Below are 24,688 nucleotides of genomic sequence, written 5' to 3' on the forward strand. Positions count from 1 at the left end.
CACTTCGTCGCCCTCGACGACAGCGGCCCGGACACCGAACTGGCGGTGATCACCGGCTACAAGGCCGCCCGGAACCGGCCCCTGACCCGTTGCCAGAAGCTGTCCGACACAGCACTGGCCGCGGTGCGTGCCCCGGGCGAGCACGGCTTCGCGCACTTGAAGAACCGGCGCGTCCTGGGCAAGGGCCGCACAGATCCGAAGTGGGCGACCGCGCTGGTGCGGGCCCTGCTGCTCCTCACGAACAAGGAAGTTGCCCGATGACCGACGATCTTGTCGCTGGACTACCGCCCCGGACCTGGCCGGGCATCCCCACGCCCACGCCCACCAGACCATCCGACACGCAGTTTCCACGATGCACACTGCTCAATCGCCCAACACGGGCGGAACCAACCAGGAATGGCAGCTCGTCGCCCTGTGGTCCGCTGGCTATGGCGCCGTGAAGAGCAGCGGGAAGCGCAGGCCCAGCCAGGGTTTGCGGCCCCAGACGACGACCTTGGCGCGGGCCATGGCGGTGGGGGCGGTCCAGCGGCCCAGGGCGAGGAGGAGGAAGGCGACGGGGTCGATGGCTATCGTGCAGTCAGGCCGCCGGGGCGGGGAGTCGGTGACTATGGGTACCCCGTTGGCGAAGGTGACGGCGAAGCGGTCGCGGCCGATCCGCAACACGTAGCACGCACGATGGTCGGCCGCGCCGGCGTTCACTACACGCGGCATGGCCAGTCGCATGAAGGGCAGCGTGAACGCGACCACTTCCCGGTCGACCATGTGGGGCCCACGCAGCGCGACCGCGATGTCGTATCCGTGCCCGAGCAGGTGGGTGAGCACGTACGAGCCCAGGGTGGCCAGGTTCATGGGCCCCATCGGCGTCAGTACCGCCTCCCGCGGGCTGCGGCCGGCCGCGGCCGCGACGAAGGCCCGGGCCTTGTCCGCGATCTCCGTGCCGAGGACCGCCGGATCCCGCTGCGGGAAGGCGGCCAGCGCCGCCCGGTTGGCCGCCGCGAGGCCGCCCGGCGTCCCATTGCCGTAGGGGCGGTCCTCGCCCGCCCCGATGTCCGCCATCAGCTCCCCAGCCAGCGCGAGGTGTGCCGCCGCCTCTCCCACCGTCCACTCCGCGCCCCGCAGCGGCGTGTGCGGGTCGGCCCCTGCCCGCAGCAGCTCCGCGATCCGGTCGGCAGTGACGACAATGGCGTCCTCGGGTGTCATGAGCGCGATCATGTCGACGCTCGGACGTGCTGTCCAGTGCCCTGTCGGCCCCGCTCCCGCCTGTACCTGAAGGACCACTTACCGTGGGTAAGCCATTCATGATCGGGTTCCGGTGACGGAGGGGCCGTCTCGGTCAGGAACGTCGCCTTTCGTCGGTTTCGGTAGGTCGGTGGTTGGGCAGCACCTAGCGACTAGGGGGAAGCTGATGCGACAACGCTCACCTCGGGCCTTGGAGATCACTGTCCTGGTCTCGGCGACGTTCCTGGAGGTCGCTGCCAACTTCGCGGCGAACGCCATCCAGTCGCCCGGTGCGCGTGTCCTCAGCCGCATCGCGCCTCTGGTGGTGCTGGTGCTGCTGAGCGTGGTGATCGTGGGCCAGGTGGTCGTTCACCGACGTACGCACCCCCCGGCCCCACGACCTGCCTGGGATCCGCAGGCCACCCCTTACCCCGGGCTCGCCGCCTTCGGCCGGCAGGACGCTTCCGTGTTCTTCGGGCGGGAAGCAGAGGTCGGCCAGATCGTGCGGCGGCTCAACACGTCCGCGACGGACCCTCGGGAGAGGTTCGTATGCGTCACGGGGATGTCGGGAAGCGGCAAGAGTTCGCTGCTGCACGCCGGAGTCCTGCCACGCCTGCTGAGGTCGCGATGGACCGTCCTGCCGACCGTCGTGCCCGGTCCCGAGCCCTTGGAACGCCTGGCCGACAGTCTGACGCAGCCGGACGGGCGGGAACGTGCGGAGACCGTGCGTCGTCTGCGGGCGGGTGACCTCGCGGGTGTGCGCGGGACGCGTACCCCTGGCAGCGTGCTGTCCGGGCGTACGCTCCTGGTGATCGACCAGTTGGAAGAGCTGATCACCTTCGCCCCCGACGCCGACAGGGAGGCGTTCCTCGCGGCCGTCTCCGCGGCACTCGCGCACGACCGTCGCCTGTGGGTCGTGGCCACCTTGCGAGTGGAGTTTCTGCAGGACTTCCTGACCTGTGGTCAGCCGCAGCTGTTCGCCTCGCCGATGGCGTTGGGCGCCATGTCCACCGCCGAACTCGTCGCCGCTGTCGAGCAGCCCGCCCGCCTTGCCGGTGTGACGTTCGAGCCGGGACTGGTCGCGCGGATCGTCGACGACACCGGCACCGCGGACGCGCTGCCGTTGCTCGGCTACCTCCTGCGGGAGCTTTATCTGTCGATCGGCGACTCCCGTGTGGCCACCAAGGAGAGCTACCTGTCCCTCGGGGGCGTGGCCGGCGCGCTGGCCTGCCAGGCGGACGAGGTCTTCGCCACCGTCGTCGACCAACACGGCGCGGACAGCGTCCTCGGTGTGCTGCTGCGCCTGGTGGGCATGGAGGCGGGCGAACCCGTCAAGCGCCGTGTGCCGTTGACGGCCCTGTCGGACCAGGACCGGGAGATTCTGCGCCCGTTCGACAAAGCGCGGCTGCTCGTCGTCGCCCAGGTCGACACCGTCCCCATGGTGCAGGTGGCTCACGAGGCCCTGTTCCGTCAGTGGCCGCCCCTGCACCAGCAGGTCGCCGTACGCGCCGAACGGCTCAACAGCCGCAGCGAGCTGGAGCGTTGGGCGGCCGACTGGCGGTCCTCGGGACGCAGCCCGGACTACCTCCTCACCGGGGACAGACTCGCCCTGGCCCGGCGCTGGCTGTCCGCCCTGGAGCCCGCGGGAGAAGCGACCTCGGACATGCGGGAACTGGTCACGGCCTCCCGCAGCCGGGACCGGGCCTTTCTGCACCAGGTCTCCGAGTCGGTCGGCCGCTACGTCCTGACCAACACCGAACGCGACCCGGAACTGGGCACCCTGCTCGCGGCGACGGTCCTGGCCGAGTGCCCGCCCACTGCCACGGCGGTACGGGCCCTGATGGCCGCGCTCGCGCACAACCACACCCAGGCCGTGCTCACCGGCCACAGGGCGGGTGTACGTGCCATCGCGTGGTCGCCCGACGGGACATGGATAGTGACCGGGTCGCTGGACGGGACCGCCCGCATCTGGAACGCCGCGACGGGCGCGCCCGCCGCCGTGTTGACCGGCCACACGTCGGGGGTCGTCGGCGTGCACTGGTCGCCGGACTCGCGGCACGTGGCCACCGCGTCCCGCGACCGAACGGCGCGGGTGTGGGAAGCCCTCTCCGGGCAGGCCGTCGCCGTACTGACCGCGTTCGGCGACACGGTCCGCGAGGTCGCCTGGTCTCCCGACGGCACCCGGCTGGCGACCTGTTCGCGCGACCGGCGCATCCGGCTCTTCGACACGGCGAGCTGGCAGCAGACGGAGGAGCTGTCCGACCACCGCAACGAGATCTACCGGCTCGCCTGGTCCCCGGACGGCACGCGGCTCGTCTCCGCCGCCTACGACCGGACCTGCATCGTGTGGACCATGGAAACGGGGCGCCCGGAGCAGGTTCTGGAACGCTCCAACAATCACGCCACGCCCGTGTCCTGGACGCCTGACGGCAGCTGCCTGGTCAGCGCGGTGGATCACCGGATCAGTGTCCTGGACTCCAGGACCGGTCGGGTCAGACGGACCTTCCCCGAACTGAGCGAGCTGGTCACCGATCTGCGATGCTCCCCTCGCGGCGACAGTTTCGCCGTCTCCTCACGGGGACCCGAGGTCCATGTACGCTCCCTCGACCACGGCGGGGAACTCGTCCGCCTGTGCGGACACACCGACCGCGTACAGGGCCTGGCCTGGTCACCGGACGGAGGCCGCCTCGCCACATGCTCCGAGGACGGCACGGCCCGGATCTGGACCATGGGGACACGCAGCACCGAACTGCGCCAGACGGCCGGTCATCCCGGCCCCGTGGTCTGTGTCGGAGTCAGCCCCGACGGCGGTCACATCGCCGTAGGCAGCGGCCACGACCTGAGTGTCCGGCGCACCGACGACGGGCAGAGCGTCAAGACCCTCACCGGCCACACCGCGGTGGTCAATGATCTGCGATGGAGCCCCGACGGGCGCCGGCTGGCAAGCTGTGCCGACGACAACACCGTGCGGATCTGGGGGGCTCTCGACTCAGACGAGCAGCGGACGCTGTTCACCGGCCACGAGACGGTGGAGGCCGTGGCCTGGTCCCCGGACGGCACTCGACTCGCCGTCGCCGGACGCGACCACCGTGCCACCGTGCTGGACGCCGCGACCGGCGCGGACCTCGGACAGTACGGAGAGCACTCCCAATGGGTCTGCGCGCTGGCGTGGTCACCGACCGGGACGATGCTGGCGACCGGTTCGGACGACCACACGGCGCAGATCTGGGACGTATCGGATCGCCGTCTCCTGCACCGTCTGAAAGGCCATCAGAGCTGGGTCGACGCGGTGGCCTGGTCTCCTGACGGTGCCCTGCTCGCCACCAGTTCCGGCGACTGGACCATACGCGTCTGGGACACCGCGACGGGTGGGCTCCAGCACCTCCTGAAGGGCCATGAGGCCCGTGTCCGCGGACTCGCCTGGTCGCCGGACGGCAGCCGTATCGCCACTGGCTCGGACGACCACACGGTCCGTCTGTGGAACCCGTTGGACGGCGGCGAGAGCAGGGTGATCGGCATCCACCGCGACCGATGCTCCTCCGTCGCCTGGCTTCCCGACAGCCGTCGGGTGGTCTCCGGCTCCGAGGACCGCACCACCCGGGTCTGGGCTGCCGAGGGAGACGTCACCGCGCTCCTGTCGGCGGCTCGTGAACGCATCTTCCGCTCGCTGACGGCGGAGGAGCGCCGCACCCACCTGCTTCCCGAGAACGGCAGCGTGTCCGCGGGGAGCGCATGAGACAGAGGGGACCGGGTCGGTTCACGGTGTCCAGGTGGGGGCCTGGCCGGTCCAGCCGATGACGAGGACGATGTCGTCGAGGGCGCCGGAGGCGAACAGCGGGGCGGCGTCGCTTCCGAAGGTGAGCTGCCAGGTTCCGGTGGGGCTCGGGCCGCACAGCGGTGTCCAGGCGGTCGCGTTGCCTCGCCTGGTGCTGGCGATGCCGTTCGTGGTGGTGGCTGTGCCTCCGCTCGCGCCGTGGGTGAGGGTGACCGCCGTGTCGGGCACCGCGGCGCCGCTGGAGAGGTGTACGGCCACGGCGGCGGTGGACAGGGAGCCGACTCCCAGCGGGAAGTCGATGTCCCGCAAGGGGACGGCCACCGTACGGGCTTTGGGGTCGGCGGGGTTGTTGAGGTCGTACCACTGGTCGGGGAAGTCGCGGGCCAGGCTGAACACGCAGTCCGCGCCGCGGCTGCGGTCGGCGTTGAGCCGGGTCAGCAGCTGCCTGCGGTAGGTGTCGTCGTACGCGGCCGTGTAGTCGATGGTCAGCAGTACGTCGGCGATGCTCGAGAAGTCGAAGGGGTTCGCGGCGGGCGGGAGCTGGAACTCCCAGGTGGTGTCCACGCCGCTGGACTCGAACGGCAGCAGGAGGTCCGGCTGGACGTCGAGCTCGAACACCCCGCCGGCGTTGACGGGTGAGGTCAGGGCGATCACTCCGGGATCGGAGCGCACCGTCACGTCCTGGAAGGTGCCGTCCGATCCGGTGGTCACCCGGGAGATGCCGTTGGAGTACAGGGTCGCGCGGATGCCCCGGTCGGGCGGTACGAGCGCGACGAGGCTGGTGCGCACCTGGCGGATGAGGCGCAGGTAGTGGCCGGGGAAGTCGGCGTCGAACAGGGACATCGGTGTGGCGAACGCGAGCGTCCCGGTACGGCGGAACTCCATGAACTCCACCGGCATCAGACGCGCCAGCGAGAACGTCTGGGAGAGATTCAGGCGTCGCCGGGCGGAGTTGAAGGCGTAGTCGTCGAGCCGGGCCAGGTCGGCGGTGAGCTGTTCCGCGCCGGTCAGACCCTGCCGGTCGGCCTGGGCGGTGTTCGCCGTCAGCTCCGCAGGCGACTGCCAGTAGTCGTTGCGGATCACGGTCTGTGCCGGTTCGGCCCGCTCGAAGGCCAGTTGGGCCTGTGCGAGCCGGGCGGTGGCGGTCGCCTGCTGGAGGAAGGACCGGTACACGCCGCCCAGGGTGTTGCTCATCCACAGATACAGGTCGGCGTTGGTGAACTGCTCGCCCAGGAACTTGAGCGTGGCCACGGCCTGGTCGTGCTGCAGCGTGGCCAGGGCCTGCTCCTGGACGGCGATCGTGACCTGGTCGCGGGCCGTGGTGACCTGAGCGGCGGCGACGAGTGACTCCTGCTGCGCGGCGACCTGCTGCAGCCGCCACTCGTCCTTGCGCTGCTCGATGCCGGCCCGCAGCTGGTTGGCCTGCATCTGCGCTTCGAGGGAGTTCTGCTGCAGCTCGAAGGCGCCTTTGACGGCGGCGGTCGCGCCGATGGCGATCGCGAGGGCCTGGCGTGCGCCCCCGCTGAAGATCGCGTCGGCGAAGCTGGCCCCGGCGGAGGCGGCCTGCGCGATGGCGATCGCCGTGTCGGCCTCGGCTATGTGGTCCTTGATGTCGCGCATGTCGGCGTAGTTGGCGAGCAGTTCCTGCTCGTAGCGGCTGGGCGGTGCGTCTATGGCCGCCGCGTAGGACGTGACCATCGTGTCCGCCTTGGTCCTCTGCGCCGTCGCGGCGAGGACGGCGTCGGCGGCCTCCCGCACCCGGCTCGTCGCCACGCCGACCTGCGCGGCCGTGATGTCGATGCCCTTGACCGCGTCGTACAGGCGCAGGCTCCGGTCGTCGTACTTCTCCAGCGCGGCGAGGAAGCCGGCTTCCATCTGGGCTGCCTGGGCGGCGAGTTGCCTGGCCCGTTCGAGGAGGGTCTTGAACCGGTAGGGGGTCGGCTGGACGACCGTCGCGGCCTCGGTGTCCTGGGCGCGGGGCAGGCCCGCGATGTTCCGCCCCTGCCGGATCTTGGCGAGCTGTACCTCCGCCCGGTTGCGCAGCACCTCCAGGTCGGGGATGGGCAGGGCCGGTTCGCCGGAGGTCAGCGGCAGCTGCGGCTGCAGCGCGGGGTTCTGGAGCAGGCGGCGCGCGGTGACGTAGAGGGTGCGGGCGTGCGCCACCGACTCGTCGGTCTCCCGGGTGAACTGGGCGTCGCCGTAGTCGAGATGGCATCGGATCACGGACAGCAGGGTGTAGCGGGTGTAGGGCGCGGGGCGCTTGGCGACGAGCGTGAAGGGGTCCAGCGCGGTCGTCCAGCCGGGCGGGAAACTGAGGTCGGGGCGGAAGACCTTCTCGGTGTTGATCCGGTCGTAGAGGGACACGGGCTTCCCGGCGTCGTAGACGTCGTACGAGTACATCAGCCGGTACCAGTCGAGCGCGGCCTGGTAGTCGCCGGACGCCTGCAGCCGCTGGGCGAGCAGCAGGGGTACGGTCCAGAAGATCTGCGTGTTGTCCGGTTCCGGCGGGCGCTGCGCGGTGCTCAGTCCCGGGTCGAAGTAGCCGAAGGTCCTGTTCATCGCCTTCAGATAGTCCTTCGCCACCTGCGCGGCCACGGAGCCGTTGAAGACGCTCGCGCCGCGTACGGTCTCGAAGAGGTCGTGCAGCGGCCCGGCGGCCGGGACGAGCAGGGCCGGGTCGAGATGGCGCTCGGGGAACAGGAACGCCAGGGTGGCCGCCTGCCAGCTCTCCTTCTCGCCCATCCACGTCCACGCGCCGGTGAAGGAGGCGCCGCCCAGGATCCAGGCGGCCGCGGGATGGTTGGCCGGCAGCTCGCCGGAGCGCTTGGCCGACAGCAGGGACTGGATGCTCTCGATGGCCTGCCGGATGCGGGTGGTGCGCAGTGCGCCGCCGGCCAGGATGTCGATGAAGAACCGCGCCGACATCTCCTCGCCGATGTTGCCGGTGGTGGAGGGGGCGAGGTCCGCCAGGAGGGCGTCGCGCAGGATGGGCAGGGCGGCCCGTTCGGCGGACGCGACGGCCTGGTCGTTGGCATCGGTCAGGTCCTGGCGCTGGGTGATTCGGGCGCGCAGCGTGGACTGCCAGTCCGTGCGGGCACGCGGGTCGACACGGTAGGGGCTGACCGTGGGCCCGGTGGCGCTGGTGAGCACGAAGAAGTCGGGGGAGAGCACGAACGTGGACTCCTGTGCCCGCCAGCTCGCGTAGAGGGTCTCCTTGTGCGCGCCGACGAGCACGGCCGTCGCGTCGCCCCACTCGGCCGTGGTGACGGTCCCGGTGGCCGCGAGCCTGCTCACTTTCCGCAGGTGGAGGAAGCCGCCGCGGGTGAGCCCCGCCGCCGTGAGGGCGGCGCTGATGTCCTCGCCGCGTCCGTCCCTGGCCTCCAGGGCCGCGAGGTCGACGCCGGGCAGCGCCAGGTTCTGCATCGCCGCGAGGCCGGCCACGGGGTCGGCGGCCTTCGTCCGGGCGTCGTTGAGCTGTGCCAGGTAGAGGGTGAGCAGCAGGGTTCGGGAGCCGAGCAGCGTACGGACACGGTCGCCGTTGGGGCCGGCCACGATGTCGGTGGCGGCGATCACGTCGGGGTCGGCGAGCACCCGGTAGGCCGGTGGCACGGTCGGGTGCTGGTCCTGTTCGGCCCAGGTCAGCGCGAGCGCGGTCTGTCGCCACGTCAGCAGCCAGGGCGTCGACGGCAGCCGCAGCGGGTCGGCGCCGGTGGTCGCCTGCAGTCCGAAGACGGTCTCCAGCACCGACTCGGCCGGACCCGTGGCGTCCAGCAGCAACAGGTCGAGCTCGTCGGGCGAGGTCGCCGACAGCCGGATGCCCAGCCGCGCGGCGAGGGCTTGCCGGAAGGCCGGGTCGGCGCCCCGGGCCAGGCGCAGTTCGGTGTACGAGGTCCCGGCGGCGGCGAGCAGTGCCGTGTACGCGGCGATGCGATAGGCCCGGTCCCCGTTCGCACCCGGTGTGGTGGAGGTGTTCGTGGCGGCGATGTAGGAGCGGAGCACCTCGATGGGGACCCGCAACTGGTTGATCTGGCGGTTTCCCTGGTCGACGGCCGCCGACAGCGGCTGGCTCAAACGGTCGACGGGCTGCAGCAGGGCGCCGACCAGGGTGTGGGTGTCCAGCGGCGTCGGCGGGGTCCCCGGCAACGTCACCTGCTCCTGGGTGAACGACAGCAACGCGGCAAGGTATTCACGGTCGTTGAGCCGTTCGTCCAGCGTCTTGGGGGTGTACGAGCTGATCACCGTCACCGGGACGGTCTGCGGGGCCGCCATCGTGTTGCCCGCGGAGTCGGTCGCCCACACGTAGATCGTGTGCGCGCCGAACCCGGCCGGCGTCAGCGGCACCGAGGCGGTCCAGTTCCTGAAGTCCCCGGCGGCCGCCGGGGTCGCCGTCGTCCTGGTTCCGGTGGGTGTCAGGGCCCAGGCCACCGAGGCGCTGCCGCCGACCATGCCGCTCTGGAGGTCCGTCGCCGTGCCGTGCATGGGGACGGTCGCCGCGCCCGTGTCGTCGCCGACGATGTTGCCGTTCTGCGGCGGATAGTCGACAAGCACCTGCGCCGGGGAGACGTCCTTGCAGGTCACCGAGGTGGTTTTGGTCGAGCCGGCCCCGTCGGGATCCGCGACGGTGACCGAGATGGTCCGTGTTCCCAGCGGCATCGGGGCGAGACGGATCGTCGTCTGGAACTGGGTGGTGCCCAGGGGTATCTGACCGGTCGTCACCTTGTCGTCCCAGGTGACACTGACGTTGAGCGGGAGGTACTGGTCGCTCGTCGTGGTGACCTGGACGGTGATGTCCTTGCCGGCCTCGTCCAGGTTGACCGTCGTGCCGGCCGTGGGTGCCGCCACCGTGAACGCGGGCGGCCCGGCCGCGTAGACCCGCACGCTCATCGGGGCCGACGAGTAGACGGTCCCGTCGGTGGTCACCGCGGACGCCACCAGCGTGTGCGTGCCGGGGGTCTGGAAGGTCACCGCCTCGGTGCCGCCGCCTCCCCGGTGGTCGGCGATGACCTGGACGCCGTCGACGCTGATCCTGGTCTCCTGGAAGGTGACCATCGGCTCGTCGTTCCAGCTGAGGTCCCCGGACAGCCACACCCAGTGCGTGCCCCGGTCGGCGTTCACCGTGACCGCGGTCGCGACTCCCGCCACCACACGGGCGGTGATCGGGGTGATGGTCACCGACGGGAAGACTTCCGGGGGCGCCTTGGGGATCGTCTGGGTGATCAGGGCCGGCTCGGTGGCACCGCCCGGGGCTGGGGATTCGCTGACGCTCACGAGAATTCCAATCCGGTCTTGGGGCTTCTTCTTCGGCTGCTGGCCGTCGTGTCGCACGGGCAGGGACAGGACCTGCGAATTCACCGTGGTCGGGTGAGGCGCACCTGCGGAACGGGGGTGAGGTTGCTCGTGTCGGCCATCGGCGCCACCGGTTCCACGGCGATGGGCGGTGGGCCCGGCACGCCCGGAGGGTTGCCGCCGCCGACGCCTCGGAGGATGTCCAGGTACCGGGAGTCCGCTGCGACGGACGGCTTCGGCGACAGCAACTGGTCGAGGGGGATCCGGCCCAGGGGCTGACGGGTGGTGGAGTGGACCGCCTCGACGGAGGGCATGCCCAGTTCCCGATGGGCCACCGACCTGCGTACCCCCTCACCGATGCGGAAGCGTGGAGTCTGAGGGGGTTCGGCGCGGGGCGCCTTGGGAGCCGGGGCGGCGGGTTCGGGGGCCTTGGACTTGAGGAAGGTGGGCTCCGCGGGTGGCCCGGCCGGCGGCCGGGCGCCGGCACTCGGTTTCCCGCCGCCTGTTCCCGTCGGTCTCGGTGCGGGGCCCGGCCGGGGCGGCGCGGACGGGGGGCCGAGCGGCCGGCCGGTCTGCCACATCGCATAGCCCTGTGCGGCCATATGAGCGAATCCGGCGGCCGCCACCACGTTCTCCTCGAACTGCTGGGCCGAAGGACCGGCGAGTGTGCCCAACGCGGTGGGTGCGGGCGCGCCTCGAACCGTCTGGACGGCCCCCGAGCCGGCCACGTCGGCGCCCATCACCATCAGCGGGCCGCCGGCGATGCATCCGACCCCTGTTTCGCACAGCGCCGCTCCGGCGACGAAGGCGCCCGCGCCGGCCACCACCTTGGCGGCGCCCGCCGCTCTGGGGGCGATCTCCTCCTTGGCGAACTCCAGCGGAGCCCATTCCCGTGGATCCCACGTGAACTCCCAGTCCGTGCCGCGGGTGTCGGTCCGGTTGACCGGATCACCGCCGCACATCGCGTACTGGTTGACACCGCCGGCCGGGCCGGTTGGATCGCACGAGGCCCAACGCGCCGTCGAGGGGGCGTAGTAGCGCGCGCCGTGACGGGCGAGCCCGCTCTCCTCGTCGCGTTCCCGGCCCGTGAACCGGTACCGCTTGCCGGTGTAACCGCCGAAGCTGGTCTCGCCGTACGGCGTGTACTCCTCGCGGTTGGTGAGGGTGCCGGTGCCGTCGAGGACGGCGGTGCTGCTGCCGAGGTGGTCCGGCAGGTGGTACGCGGTGGCGGGGCCGCGGTCGTCGGGGTGGGCCGCACCGAAGCGGACCAGGGCGACGCGCTGGTGCCCGTCCATCACGTGGACGTGGTTGTTCTGGGCCGCGCTCGGGGTCCCGGTCGCCCAGCGGTGGTGCTCGAACGTCTCGTCGAGGTAGTGCGTGACCTCCACGGCCCCGCCCTGCCGCCGGACCAGCTTCTTCACCCGCTCGCCGGTCGCCGCGTACAAGTACTGGGCGTGCACGGAGGGTTCGGCTCCCGCGGTCTGGGTGGCGAACGCCGTCAGCCGGTCGGCGTGGTCCCACCCGAAGTGCCGGGACGTGGTCTCGGACAGCAGGTTGCCGTTGGGGTCGAAGGCGTAGTCGTACGGTGTGCTCCCCACGGTCGTCCGCTGGAGCCGGTTGCTGCCCGCGGCGACGGTGTGGGCGCGGGTGAAGCCTCCGGTGCCGGTGTGGGACAGGGCGAGCAGGTTCCCGGCCGCGTCGTGGCCGTAGGTCTCGGTGTACGCCTGGGTCCGTGTCACGTCGGTGCCGCGCGGCAGGCCGGACCACGGGTCGCCGGCAGCGGGCGCCTGGTGCTCGCGTCCGGTCGCGGACAGCAGTCGGTACGCCGGGTCGTAGGAGAACCTGCGGTTGAGGGCGTCGCCGCTGCCGAGCAGCGCGCGCAGGGCCGGGTCGGTCGTCGAGAGGGCCTCGGGGTTGCCCGGGATGCCGCTGCCGGGCGCACGGTCGCGGAGCGCGAGGATGTTCCCGACGACGTCGTAGTCGTAGCCGTGGTCCTGGAGCGCGGCTCCGGCCGGACGGTACGTCGCTCCGTCGGCGAGCGTGTAGGGCTCGCTTCGCATCCTGACGGGCCGGAAGGTGTGCGGGTCGTAGGCGTACCTGGTCATGATGCCGTTGCCGTAGGCGATGAGGGTCCGCTGGCCCTTGGCGTCGTAGGCGATCCGCTGCACGTGGGCGGCGCCGTCCAGCGCGACCGACTCCAGCACCCCGGCGCGGTTGTAGCCGGGCCGCACCTCCCGGCGGCGGCCTTCGGCATCGGCCGGCAGCAGCCGCGACACGACCCGGCCCAGCGCGTCGTAACTCGTCGTGGTGACGTAGTCGGCCGGTTCCAGCAGTACGGCGTCCCGCGCGGCCTGGTCCTGGCCCGCGGCCGGCGTCCAGTCGACCTGGAACGGTGCCACCCGCCACCCGTTCGCCGCCGCGGCGGTGTAGGTGGCGAGGACCGGGCCGTCGGCGATCACCCGGCGGGCGGATTCCAGTACGCCGCCCTTGAAGTCGACGGCGGTGGTGGTGACCAGGCCCGCCTCGTCGCGATGGCGTGCCGGTCTGCCGAGCAGGTTCGCCGCGCGGGCCGCGGCGCGCTCGGCGGCGGGCTGGCCCGGCGTGCCGGCGTCGCCGTACTCGACGATCTGCCGGAGTGTCACCGCCTTCGACGCGTCGTCCCGGGCCCAGACGCGGGCCGGCCGGTGCAGCGCGTCGAAGGCGGCGAGCGTCAACGCCCCTTTGGCGTCGCGGGATTCGACCGGGCTGCCGAGCGCATCGGGCACGGTGTCGCGTCGGCCGCCGTCGATGCCGTCGGCGCGCCAGCATCGCTTGACGAGGTCGTAGGTGTAGGCGAAGGCGGTGCGCTCCAGCGGGTCGGTGACCGAGACGAGGTTGCCCTGGATGTCGTACGCCGAGACCGTGGTCAGCAGGTCGCCGCCGGTGGTTCCGTTGCGGACGACCGCGCGTACCGTGCGGCCGAGCGCGTCGAACTCGGCGCTCGCGGGGGTGTTCCAGTGCCCCTGGAAGGCGGCGCTGGTGTCCGGGTGGGTGCGGCCGGCGTTGTCGTTGGGGTCGTAGGTGTACGACTCCCACGGTGTCGGCGTGTACCGGTCCGGGTCACTCAGGTCGGCGGGGACGCCGAACAGGACGCGGTGTTCGCTGCCGTCCGGGTTCAGCGTCCTGACGACCTGCCCGCGCGGATCGTAGAACACGCGTGCCCGTTGGCCGAGTTGGGCGTCCGGTGTCGGCGCGTAGTCGTAACCGGTGGAGAAGAACGGCTCGTACTTCTGCACGACCCGGCCTTTGTTGTCGTAGATCTGCCAGCCGGAGACGATCACGTTGTCCGGGTCGGACGGACCGCGGGTGCGCCCCGTGGTGTCTCCGACCGGTGCCAGATCTCCGGCCGGTATGACGCCGCCGCCGAACGCCGGGTCGCCGAACAGCGTGTCCTCGGCCTGAGCGCGGGACTGCAGCACCCGGCCGAATCCGTCGGAGAACTCCACCGAGACGATCACCTCGTCACGTACGGCGGTGGGGACGCCGGTGTCGCCGTCGTGGTGGATTCGCCGGGTGCTGCGCACCGAGGCGGGTTCTCCTCGTGCGGCGAACGCGAGCAGGTCGTAGGAGATCCGGGTGCTCGGTGCGTCGCGGTCTCCTTCGCCGTTCTTGCCGCGTACGAGGTGGGCGGTGACGAGTCCGGTCGGGGAGAAGACCACGGCCGAGGTGTTTCCGTTGGCGTCCGTCGTCTCCCGGGCCTGCAGGAGCCGGTAGTCGTAGGCGGCGGCCATCTCCAGCCCGGCCGGGTCGACCGCGCGCACCGGCAGCAGGTCGTGCCGGTCGTAGTCGATCCGGCTCTCGGCGCCCAGCGGGTCGAGCGACGCGACCGGCAGTCCGCGCGGCACCCTTCCTGCGACGTGGACGTCGTAGCGGTGGCGCGCGCCGATCACGTAGTGGCCGCCGGGCGATCCGGGTACGTCGGTGTCGGTGTAGTGGGCGTGGCCGGCCAGCGGTGGCAGCAGGCGCTGGAACTCCGGCGGGTAGTCGGCCGGCCAGGAGGCAGCCCCGCCCGGCACGAGGTACGGGGGCCGGGGGTCGCCCGGGGGGTGGAGCGTGTCGAGGAAGGCGTCGGTGAACGCGAGCGACTCGGTGCGGGTGGGCAGGCCGTACTCGCCGAGCGTGCCCAGCGGCAGTCCGAGGTAGGCGTCGCCGTCGTAGAACGTCCGGGTGTGGCCGATGACCTGCAGGGACACGCCGTCCGCGGTGGCCTGCGCGAGTTCCGTCAGGACGGCGGAGCGCAGGTCGGAAACGGACGGTCGGCCGTCGTTGACGACCTCGTAGCCGGTTGTCCGCGCGATCCGGTCGACGAGATAGTGGCCGGCGTCGTCGCGGCGGGCGTATTCGGTGGTCGTGAAGGTGGCCAGGTACGGCTGGGGGGAGGGGGCGGTGGCCAGCGGGTCGCGGCCCCGGGGCACCGCGACGGCGAGCTCGCCGGTAGCGAAGCCGTACGCGTCGTAGCCGGTGGTGAAGGTGAACCGCGTCATGGGTTCGGTGCCGCGTTCCCACTGGGTGGTCCGGCTGCCGAGGGTGAACGGGAAGAAGATCCGTTCCCGGCGCGGGTCCTCGCCGGCGGTCGGGGCGGACTCCTCGCGTACCCCGGAGAGCGTCTCGGTCACCGTGTAGGGGAGGCTCGCGCGGGCGGTGTCGTCGAGGGCGTACAGCTCCGTGCGCAGCACCTGCCCGCGAAGCGCGCGCAGCGCGGCCCGGCGGGCGTCGCGCGGCAGGGCGGCCAAGAACGCGTCCTGCGCGGCCGGGCGGGACAGCACCGGCGCGTCGCCGGCCCAGTACTCGTGCCGCAGGTCGAGTTCGGTCCAGTCGCCGGCCTCGTCGGCGGCGACCGGCCCGGGATGGAACCAGCTCTTGGTCAGCGTGGGCGGCGAGTAGTGCTCGGAGGGCACCGCGCGGGTCCCGGTGGGCGCGGCGCCGAAGACCTCCGTGTCGAGGTGCTCGACCATCGCGAAGCCGCGGAACTCCCGCTCCACGCCGTCCCAGTAGCCGTGGTGATAGCGGCACTCGGTGCTGAGCCGGCCGCCCGATATCCGGTCGTCGACCTCGACCTTCGTCACCACCTGCACGGGAAAGGGCAGCGTGGTCCGCCAGCGGGTCGCGGGATCGGCCTGGTCCCGCAGGTATTCCCGGGTCGAAGGCGTGTACGTCACCCGGGTGAGCGCACCCAGGTTGTTGTCCATGCCGGTCAGCAGGTACGGCTTGGTGGAACCGGTGATGTCGAGGAAGCGCAGGTTCGCGCCGCTCCGTCCCGGGCCGCCCGCCGAACGGCTGAACAGCAGCCCGGCCATGCCGGTGCCATACAGGTCGGACAGCCGGACCGAGTCCGAGCCGACGAGATCCGGGGTGCCGTGGACGGTGACCGGCTCGGCGGTCCAGGCGTTGCCCGACCGGTTTCCCCACAGCGACACCCGGCCGCGGTCGACGTAGACCAGGTCGGCGATGCCGTCGCCGTCCACGTCGCCGAGCAGCACCCGCCGCGGGTCGTATCCGTCGGGCAGCCGCGGCGAGTCGCGCATCGTCACCTGCGCGCCCCAGCGGTTGTAGCCGAGGTTCGGCCAGTACGAGATGTTGCCGTTGCGCAGCAGCACGAGATCCTGGAGACCGTCGCCGGTCATGTCCGCGAGCCGCACCCGGGAATCCGACAGGTCGACGCCGGGCCCGCTGCCGTTGCTCTCCGCGGTGGCCCGCCAAGCCAGTTGCGGATCCGGGTCGTTGAACCAGGCCTCCAGGCGGCTGCCCGAACGCAGTACGTCCGTCAGCCCGTCACCGTCGAGATCGACCAGTTTCACGTTCGGGTCGGCCAGGCTCACGCTCGGTGCCTGCCGGTAGGGCCGGAAGGAATGCCGTGACCAGCCGCCCGCGAACGTCGTCGGGAAATACCCCGTGGGGCCGCTGCCCCCGGCCGAGCGGGCGCCCGGCGTGGCGGCGGGGGAGACGACCAGGTCGGCACGCCCGTCCCCGTCCGCGTCCAGGAACGAGACACCGGACGCTCCGAGCCGGAACGGCGGGGCCTCGGACAGTGTCCTGGGCAGCTCGAAGCGGCCGTTCCCGGCGTTGCGCCAGACGCGTTGCGCGGCGCCGAGTTCCACGACGTCGGGCAGGCCGACGCCGCGGAGGTCGACGAGCGCGTATGTCGGGTTGTCGAGCGCGCCGGCCGGGAGACCGGGGCCCGTCACGGGGGCGAAGGCGCGGCTCGCCGGGTCGAAGTCGGTGTAGGCGAACGCCAGGGGCGGGAGGGACTCTTCGGCGGGGGCGGGCGCTGCGGCGGCAGGGGTGACCGTGTTGTTCTCGTCGGGCGCGGCTTGTGCAGTGGTCGGTGCGAAGGGCTCGCCGCCTGACGCGGGCCCGCCCGGGCCGTCCCCCGGCCCCGGCCCGCCCGACCCGGTGCCTCCCGTCCCCGGAGTGCCCGTCGAGTTGTCCGTGGTCCCCTCGTCGATGCCGACGCAGGTCACGTCGGTCAGCAGGGACACGCCGTTGAAGGCGGCCTGGTCGTAGCGGAGGCGGTACTCGCGGGCGACCCGTGCCACCCCGTCGGCCGCGTGCGTGCTCACCCGGATCGTGTCGCAGCGCAGGGACGTCCTGACCTCGAAACCGGCCCGGTAGTCGGAGAACGGGTCGGGGCGCTGGGAGTGGTCGAAGTCCACCGTGACCAGGAACGCCGGGTCGGTCCGGTCGCCGTAGTCCGCGTAGTCGATCCGGGCGAGCAGCGGCTGGTCCCAGACCCGGCCCGGTTCCCGACCGAGATCGCGCAGATAGGAGTACCTGATCAGGTTGCCGAGGGCGTCGGTGGTCTCGGTGATCCGCCAGCCGAAGACATGGCCCGGCGCCTCGGGGTCGGCGACCGCGGCCGGGTCCCGCCAGCCGTCCGGTGCGCCGGCCGGCCGCGGGGTGCCGTACCTGGTGCGGGAGCCGTCCTTGCCGCGGACCTCCCAGTAGTCGCCGGTGGCGTCGGCGACGTGCTCGATCCGGGTGAACATGCCCTCGGTTCTCGGCCGGTAGCGCACCCGCCCCGGAGCGCCGCCCACGACGGCGACCAGATCCTCCGCACCCGACAGCACGAACACATCGGCATCGGTGTAACGGGGCAGGCCCCGCGAGGTCTTCCGGGACACGCCCGGCAGGGAGAGCTGCCAGCCGAGTCCGAAGGGTCCGTTGCCCCTGCCGGTGCTGTAGGCGAGCGTCAACTGGGGCTGCAGACCGCCGCGTCCGGCCGGGAGCGTGATCGGGATCGAGAAGTTTCCGGTCCCGGTGAACAGGTCGGGCGAGAATTTCTCCCCCAACCCGCCCACGGCGCCACCCCCCTTGGGCAACGAGATGACCGACCCGGCCGCGGCGGTGTCGGTGCTGCCCTCAACGCCCATGTGCCGTTCCCCCAGTTTCCGACGATCAGCGAAGGTCCCCGTACATTCGGTGGTCTGCCGTGCACGGGTGCCCGTGAGCAATGTGGCGGGTGAGCAAAGGCCCGTCACGTCCTGTTCCACTGAGCGGACCGCGCGACACATCCCACGGGCGAAAGGGAAGGCGGAGGCGAGCTCCGCGGCGGCGGGGGGTGTGGCGGGGGGTGCCCCTGTCTCTTTCGTCGAGCCGGGTGAGGATGGCCGGCACCCATGGGCACGAGCATCCGTGCCGGGCAGGGCTACGCCCTGTGTGAGCCCTCGGGCGTGTGTAGGGCTGGATCCTGGGAGTATGCCTTCAGGCAACCGACGAATGTGTTGGTGACGGCGACCAGCGGTACGGCGACCACCGCGCCGCCGATGCCCGCGGTCATGCCGCCGGAGGCCACCGCCAGCACCACGGCCAGAGGATGCACGCGTACCGCGCGGCCGAGGATGAACGGCTGCAGGATGTGGCCTTCGATCTGGTGCACGGCCAGTACCACCGCCAGTGTCATCACGGCAGTGAACACGCCGTGGGTGACCAGCGCGATGACCACGGCCAGCGCGCCGGAGGCGACAGCGCCGACCAGCGGGATGAAGGAGAACAGGAAGATGAACACGGCGAGCGGGACAGCCATCGGGACGTCGAGGAAGTAGATGCCGATGCCGATGGAGAAGGCGTTGATCAGCGCCACGACCACTGTGCCGCGCACATACGCCGTGAGCGTCGCCCACGCCCGCGGCCCGGCGCCGGCCACGCCCGGCCGGGCGTTCGCGGGCACCAGCTTGAGGGTCCACTCCCAGATCCGCTTGCCGTCGTAGAGCAGGAAAAGGGTGGAGAAGAAGGTGAGCAGGATGCCGGTGAGGGCCTCGACGACGACCGTCACGCCCTCCAGGCCGACCGAAGTAATGGCGTCCGTGTTCGCGCCGACCGCATCGGCCAGGCTCTGAGCGACGCCGTTGATCTGCTTGTCGGTGACGTGGAAGGGGCCGTCGAGCAGCCTGCGGCGCAGATCCTCGATACCGCTTTGGACCTGCTCGGAGAGGCTGTCGACGTTTTCCAGGACCTGCCAGATCACGAACCAGCCCAGGAGGCCGATGACGGCGAACCCGAGGATCGCGGTGAGCGCGGTCGCGGGCCCGCGCGGCACCCCTGTCCGCTTCAGCCGGGCGACGGCGGGTTCGAGCAGGGCGGTCAGCAGCAGCGCTACGACGAAGGCGAACGCGACCAGCTGGACCGCACCGACGACCCGCATCAGCACCCACACGGTCCCGGCGAGCACCAGCAGCCGCCAGCCGACCTCAGCGGCGACCCGTACCCCCCAGGGGACGGCCAGCGCGGGCTCAGGGCGCGAACCGGAAGCCGACGGCACTTGCGACATGATCCGTCCCTAGAACTGGGTCTCAGGAGAACTGGGTCTCAGGAATGTGTGCAGAACAGAACATCGGAGGGGGCCTTCCGCACGTCTAGCGGACGGAACGGATGCGGTACACAAGGAGCGCTCCGACGGCTGCGGCCGCGCCTACGAGGGCGAACAGGAGCGGGTAGCCGCGGTCCGAGCTGATGACCACGCCGGCGATCAGCGGAGCGATGGCGGGGGGCACGACCGAGCCGATGTTCATGATGCCGAGATCCTTGGCCCGGCTCTCGGCATCGGGGAGAACCTGTGTGATCAAGGCCTGGTCGACGGCCATGTACGCACCGAAGCCACCACCCATGAGAGCGGATGCCACCAGCATGACGGTGAGGCTCGGGGCGCTCGCCAGCAGGAAGCCGGAAGCCGCCTGGAGCAGCGCCGCAAGAGCGACGAAGATACGTCGTCGACCGAGGCGGTCGGACAGCACACCGGCGACAGTGGTGGCCACCAGGCCGGCGAGGAGATAGAGCACGGTGCAGGCCAGCAGGCTGCCGTCCGGATCGGAGACCTTGAGGCCGTCGGTGAGGAAGTAGAGCGTGTAGCACGTGCCCAGCGAGTTGGCCAGATTCACCAGGAGCCGTCCGCCGAAGGCCCAGGCGAATTCCCGGTTCCGGAGTGAGCTGCCCATGGACGCGACCAGTTCTCGGATGCTGAGCGGCGCCTCGACCGGGAAAGCGGTGTCGCGATGAGCGGTCAGGAACGGCACGATGCAGACGATCAACAGGGCCGCGATGACCGCGAATCCGGACAGGGGAGACAGCCCGAAGGCCGACACGAGGGCGATGCCGACGACCACACCGAGGGCCTGGGGACCGTAGATGGCGCTGGAGATCATGCCGCGCTGCTTTTCGGGAACACGGTCGGCGATGACGGCGGTGAGCCCGGCGGTGGCCGCACTGAGCCCGATCATGCTGACAGCCCACGCCACCACCACACCCGTCACGGTGGTCTGCGCGCCGGTGACGATCAGTCCGGCGGCGAAGGCGATCGCGCCTGCGGCGAGCCAGAGTCTGCGTCGGCCGAAGGGGCTGCGGGAACGGTCGCACAGGGCGCCGCACAGGGGCAGGGCGATGAGCGCGACCAGCCCGGAGACACCGTTGACCACGGCGAAGTCGTAGACCTTGGAGGGCGGGTCGATCGTCTCCAGTTGCTGGGGGAGCAGAAGCTGGAGAGGGACGAGATTCGCCATCCAGAAGCCGAACCAGACCAGGCCGTACAGCGTCGTCCAGCGACGGGTGACGGGTTCGGCCGGTCCATGGGCGACGGCCTGGCCGACGGAGCCCGCAAGGGCCGGAGCGGGGGAGTCGAAGTCGGGGAGCATCGGGCCTCCGGGAGACTGGGCCGAGGACGGGGGAGTGGTCAGAGGAAGGCGTGTCCTTCGCCCCGGTAGGTGAGGACCTGGCCCACGTGCTCACTTCCTGACACCAGGTGGAGGGTGTTCACCCGCTCGCACAGTTCGCCGGCTTTGGCGTGCCGGAACCACACGTGGTCCCCGAGGCGCAGTCCGTGCGCTGCCGTGCCGAGCACCGGCGTCTGCACCTCTCCCGCGCCTTCCAGGGGGTTCGTCCGCAGGCCCTGGGGCCAGGCCAGGGTGGGCTGACGGTCACGGCCGGTCGGTCCGGAGGCGATCCAGCCGCCCCCGAGCACGGTGGCGATCCTGTCGGTCGGGCGGCGTACGACCGACAGGACGAAGTAGGCGGCGGGCCGCGGACGGAAACGCCGGTAGAAGTCGAACAGCCCCGGTCCGTACAGGCCTGATCCGGCGCCGATCTCGGTGATGACGTGCTCGGACGCGGTCTGTTCGATGGAGCCGGTGCCGCCGCCGTTGACGAACTCCAGCGGTGCGACGGCCTCGACGGCGGCGATGGCGGCGGCGCGCCGGTCGGCCAGCTCGCGGGCGGAGAGGCGCTGCATGGCGCGGAGCGCTGCCCGCTTGAGCGGGGAGCCGGGCTGGTTGTCGCCGAGGCCGGCGATCTGGCCCTCGTAGGACATCACTCCGGCCAGGCGGAACCCGGGGCGGCCCTCGATCTCCCGGGCGAGCGCCGCGGCCTGCCGTGGGGAGTGCACGGGGGAGCGGTACGGGCCCAGGTGGATGCGGCCGCCGGCCAGTTCCAGCGCGGCGTCCAGGTCGATGCACACGCGCAGCTCGGGCCGGGAAGCGCCCACCACATGGTCGATGAAGTCCAGTTGGCCCACGGAGTCGATCATGAGGGTGATGCGGGCGGCCGCACGCTCGTCCTTCGCGAGCCGCTGCAGCGCGGTGCGGTCCGCGGTCGGATAGCCGATGACCACGTCCTCGTGGTCTTCTGCCAGCCACAGGGCCTCGGGCAGAGTGAAGGCGAGGATGCCGTGGTAGCCGTCCCGCTGGGCGGCCCGCTGGATCAACTCGCGGCTGCGGAGCGACTTGCTCGCCACCCGGATGGTGGCGAGCCCGCCCGTCCGGCGCGTCAGATCCTCGGCGTTGGCGTCGAAGGCGTCCAGGTCCACCACGGCGAACGGCGGATCCAAGTGCTCGGTGGCCCGGTTCAGTTGGGCCATCCGGACCTCGCTCAGTCCGGCGAGGGCAGAGGCGGCCGATTTCATGTCCGGCCCGGACACCACATGTGCGCTCACATCCGCACCCTTTCTCGGTAGTTGACGTTGACCGGCCTGGTCAGCGGCGGCCGGAATCCGCGAGGGTCAGACGGTGGACCGGTCCGAAGGCCGTGCCGTGCCGGGCCGGCGGGCGCCCGCCTTGGCGGCGATGAGGCGTTCCCGGTGCCGTCTGCCCCTGGCCTCGGCGAGCGGAATCACCCACCGCATCAGGCGGGGGAAGACACCGGCGATCCGCTGGACCCGACCGCCCACCGGCGGGAACACCACCTCGACCGGTCTGGAGACGATCGCGTCGACGACGGTCTCGGCGATGTCCTCGGGGGCGTACGACTTCTCGGCGAAGGAGATGGCACAAGCGGGGTCGGCCATCTCCTGGTCGAGCATGCCCGTGCGCGTGGACGGAGGATGGATGATCGTGAAGTTGAGGGGCCCGTCGCGTTCCTCCAGGGCCACGCTGTGGTGGAAGGCCCGCACCCCGTACTTCGAGCCGCAGTAGGTGGCGTATCCGGGCAGCGGGAGGAACGCCGTCATGCTGCAGACGGTGATGATGTGGCCGTGGCCCTTCGCGGTCATCCGCTCGATCGCCGTGCAGGTGCCCGTGATGGTGCCGAGCAGGTTGACCTCGACGATGTCGCGGTGCTGCCGGGGGCTGAGGTCTCGCGCGTGGCCGGTGTGGGTGATGCCCGCGTTGTTGACCAGGACGTCTACGGCACCGAACGCGGCCTCCGCCGCTTCGAAGGCCTTGTCCCAGGCTGCCGGATCGCGGATGTCCAGTACGCAGCCGGCGGCCCGGCCGCCCAGGCTGAGCGCGCGGGCCTGCACGGCCTGCTCGTCGACATCGGTCAGCATCACCCGGTGACCGCGTGCCACCGCCAGCTGCGCGATCGCGGCGCCGATGCCGGAGGCCGCACCGGTGACGAGAAGGACCCGGCTGTTTCGAGGCGTTCCACTCATGGCCACAGAGTCTCCTGGTCGTATGTCCAAGTCAATCGTCCAACATAAAAATCGGTCCCGGTTGTCACCGAGGGATTCACAGGCGGAACATCTCGATGCGGCCGCCGCTCAGTTCGGCGGCGCGCACGGGATCGTCGGTCGGCACGGTCGCCGCGAACAGGGTGCGACCGTCGAGCCCCGCGACCAGGCAGCCCAGGGTGTTCTGGCTGGTCGCGACGCGATCGAGGACACGGCCGCCCTCGGCCACGCGCACGCATTCGCCGCGCAGAGCGTTCGCGATCCACATCGTCGCGCCGTCGCTGTGCCAGGCGATGCCGTCGGGGGCGATCGGTGAGGCGGAGCGCTTGGCGATGGCCGGATGGTCCAGGAGTGCCGAGACGCGCCGGGTGATCCTGCCGAGCGGTCCCGGATCGTTCACCGCACGCCACAGGAACGGTGAGATCAGCGGGGCCCAGGGTCGGGGCTCGCCCAGTCTGCCGTCCGGGAGCACGGGGAAGGCGGAGAGTCGCATGGCGAGGGTCTCGGCCGCCACCAGGGTGGCGCCGTCGGCCGTGAGGACACATCCGTTGGGGAAGAGCACCGGCCGCGTCACGCCCAGCAGGGTCCCGTCCGGGGCCAGGCAGGCGATCGGTGTTTTCGGTGGACCGGGCGGCGCGTAGAGCATGGCGTTCGCGTGCTCGCGGGCGAACGCGTGGTAGTCGAAGCCGAAGTTGCCGACGTACGCGCGCCCCAGCGGATCGACGAGCATGTCATTGACCGGGCCGCCCACAAGGTGCCGCAGATCCGCGTGCTCGACGAGCTCGCCGCCCGCCTCCAGCCGGTACACGACGCCTCCGTCCATGGAAGCGACGAGCATGCGCCCGTCCGGAAGCCAGCCGAGCCCGCCGGCCCGGCCAGGGACCTTGAGCACCGTCTCGGCTTCCCCGTCGCCGTCCCAGCGGTGCACCGTGCCGTGCGCCAGATCGGAGAACCACAGGGCCCCCTGATGCCAGCGCAGGGACTCGGGAACACCGAAGCCGCTCAACGCGACCGATGTCGTCCGCTTCATCCAGCTGCTCCTCGGTGACGGTTCGCCCTGGGGTTCCCAAGAGTTGGACGCTTGTACAGGACGCTTGACTTGTACGGGCGACCGTCTCATTCTGGGCGAACCGAAGTCAACGTTCCGGCAGGAGTTTTTCCGTGGCTCAGACTCGATCGCTCCCACCAGACGGCGCCCGGCCGGACGCACACATCGCAGTGGACAATCCGGCCACCGCAGCAGTGGTCGGCCACGTCACCGACGCGTCGACGGAAGAGGTGGCGCAGGCGGTCGCACGAGCCCGGCGGGCGCAGCCGGGCTGGGCGGCACTGAGTGCCCGCAGCCGCGCGGACCTCTTCGCACGTGGCCGTCAGTGGTTGCTGACCCACAGGCAGGAGGTCACGGACTCCATCGTCGCGGAGAACGGCAAGGCGGAAGAGGACGCGATCGTCGAGATCGTCTACTGCGTCAGCGCCTTCGCCTACTGGGCCAAGCACGCACGGCACCACCTCGCAGAGACGAAGATCCGTTCACTCTCGCCGTTTGTACTCGGGCGCAGCATGTACACCCGCCGCGTACCGCTCGGCGTCGTCGGCGTCATCGGTCCGTGGAACAACCCGTTGATCAACTCCTTCGGTGACGCCATCCCCGCCCTGGCCGCAGGCAACGCGGTCGTCCTCAAGCCCTCCGAGTGCACGCCGCTGACCGCGCTGCTCATGGAGAAGATGACCCGCGAGTGCGGCTGGCCCAAGGACGTGTTCCAGGTCGTCACCGGGGCCGGCGCCACCGGCCGGGCTGTCGTGGACCACGCCGACTTCGTGATGTTCACCGGGTCGACGAAGACCGGCCGGGCCGTCGCGGCACGGGCGGGCGAGCGGCTCATCGGGTCTCTCCTTCGTGGATACCCCCGGCTTCAGCCGGGGGAGGGAGCGAAGTTCCTGCGGAGCAGGGCAGGAAGAGCCGGTTCGCCGCCAGGGCGGACCGGCGTTCCACCGTCGAC

11 protein-coding genes are annotated in these 24,688 nt (G+C 71.2%); 3 read left to right on the forward strand and 8 right to left on the reverse strand.

Annotated elements, in window-relative coordinates; translation table 11 throughout:
• Nucleotides 1–45: 45 nt before the first annotated feature.
• Nucleotides 46–261, forward strand: coding sequence for a hypothetical protein (locus ABZT17_RS32605; protein ID WP_356354172.1), 216 nt, complete (start codon nucleotides 46–48; stop codon nucleotides 259–261).
• Nucleotides 262–426: 165 nt separating this feature from the next.
• On the opposite strand, the gene ABZT17_RS32610 is transcribed toward ABZT17_RS32605, so the two are convergent.
• Nucleotides 427–1,200 carry a maleylpyruvate isomerase family mycothiol-dependent enzyme gene (locus tag ABZT17_RS32610; RefSeq protein ID WP_356354174.1) on the reverse strand — a complete coding sequence of 258 codons (774 nt, stop codon included), beginning with the start codon at nucleotides 1,198–1,200 and terminating at the stop codon, nucleotides 427–429.
• 229 nt (nucleotides 1,201–1,429) lie between these two features.
• On the opposite strand from ABZT17_RS32610, the gene ABZT17_RS32615 reads away from it, so the two are divergent.
• Nucleotides 1,430–4,954 (forward strand): WD40 repeat domain-containing protein, encoded by a 3,525-nt coding sequence (locus ABZT17_RS32615; protein ID WP_356354175.1) that lies wholly within the window; start codon nucleotides 1,430–1,432, stop codon nucleotides 4,952–4,954.
• A gap of 21 nt (nucleotides 4,955–4,975) precedes the next feature.
• Here ABZT17_RS32615 and ABZT17_RS32620 read toward each other — a convergent pair whose 3' ends face one another.
• The 7 genes from ABZT17_RS32620 to ABZT17_RS32650 form a co-directional block, all read right to left on the reverse strand.
• Complete coding sequence (locus ABZT17_RS32620; protein WP_356354177.1) at nucleotides 4,976–10,261, reverse strand: neuraminidase-like domain-containing protein; 5,286 nt, start codon at nucleotides 10,259–10,261, stop codon at nucleotides 4,976–4,978.
• 80 nt (nucleotides 10,262–10,341) lie between these two features.
• A complete protein-coding gene (locus ABZT17_RS32625; protein WP_356354179.1) occupies nucleotides 10,342–17,688 on the reverse strand; it encodes a SpvB/TcaC N-terminal domain-containing protein in 7,347 nt (2,448 codons plus the stop codon).
• 275 nt (nucleotides 17,689–17,963) lie between these two features.
• Nucleotides 17,964–19,085 (reverse strand): AI-2E family transporter, encoded by a 1,122-nt coding sequence (locus tag ABZT17_RS32630; protein WP_356354181.1) that lies wholly within the window; start codon nucleotides 19,083–19,085, stop codon nucleotides 17,964–17,966.
• Nucleotides 19,086–19,170: 85 nt separating this feature from the next.
• The gene (locus ABZT17_RS32635; RefSeq protein ID WP_356354183.1) at nucleotides 19,171–20,442 is read right to left on the reverse strand and encodes an MFS transporter; all 1,272 of its coding nucleotides are present in this window, start codon (nucleotides 20,440–20,442) and stop codon (nucleotides 19,171–19,173) included.
• 38 nt (nucleotides 20,443–20,480) lie between these two features.
• The gene (locus tag ABZT17_RS32640) at nucleotides 20,481–21,704 is read right to left on the reverse strand and encodes an amino acid deaminase/aldolase (protein ID WP_356354191.1); all 1,224 of its coding nucleotides are present in this window, start codon (nucleotides 21,702–21,704) and stop codon (nucleotides 20,481–20,483) included.
• A 96-nt stretch (nucleotides 21,705–21,800) separates the two neighbouring features.
• A complete protein-coding gene (locus ABZT17_RS32645) occupies nucleotides 21,801–22,670 on the reverse strand; it encodes an SDR family NAD(P)-dependent oxidoreductase (RefSeq protein WP_356354185.1) in 870 nt (289 codons plus the stop codon).
• Between the two features lie 76 nt (nucleotides 22,671–22,746).
• Nucleotides 22,747–23,718: an SMP-30/gluconolactonase/LRE family protein gene (locus ABZT17_RS32650; protein WP_356354187.1), complete on the reverse strand. Its 972-nt coding sequence runs from the start codon at nucleotides 23,716–23,718 to the stop codon at nucleotides 22,747–22,749.
• 131 nt (nucleotides 23,719–23,849) lie between these two features.
• On the opposite strand from ABZT17_RS32650, the gene ABZT17_RS32655 reads away from it, so the two are divergent.
• Nucleotides 23,850–24,688 (forward strand): aldehyde dehydrogenase family protein (locus ABZT17_RS32655; RefSeq protein WP_356354189.1); only part of this gene is annotated, 839 nt, incomplete at its 3' end.

Origin of the sequence: Streptomyces sp. NPDC005648, from assembly GCF_040605395.1 — a bacterium.
Taxonomy (GTDB): domain Bacteria; phylum Actinomycetota; class Actinomycetes; order Streptomycetales; family Streptomycetaceae; genus Streptomyces.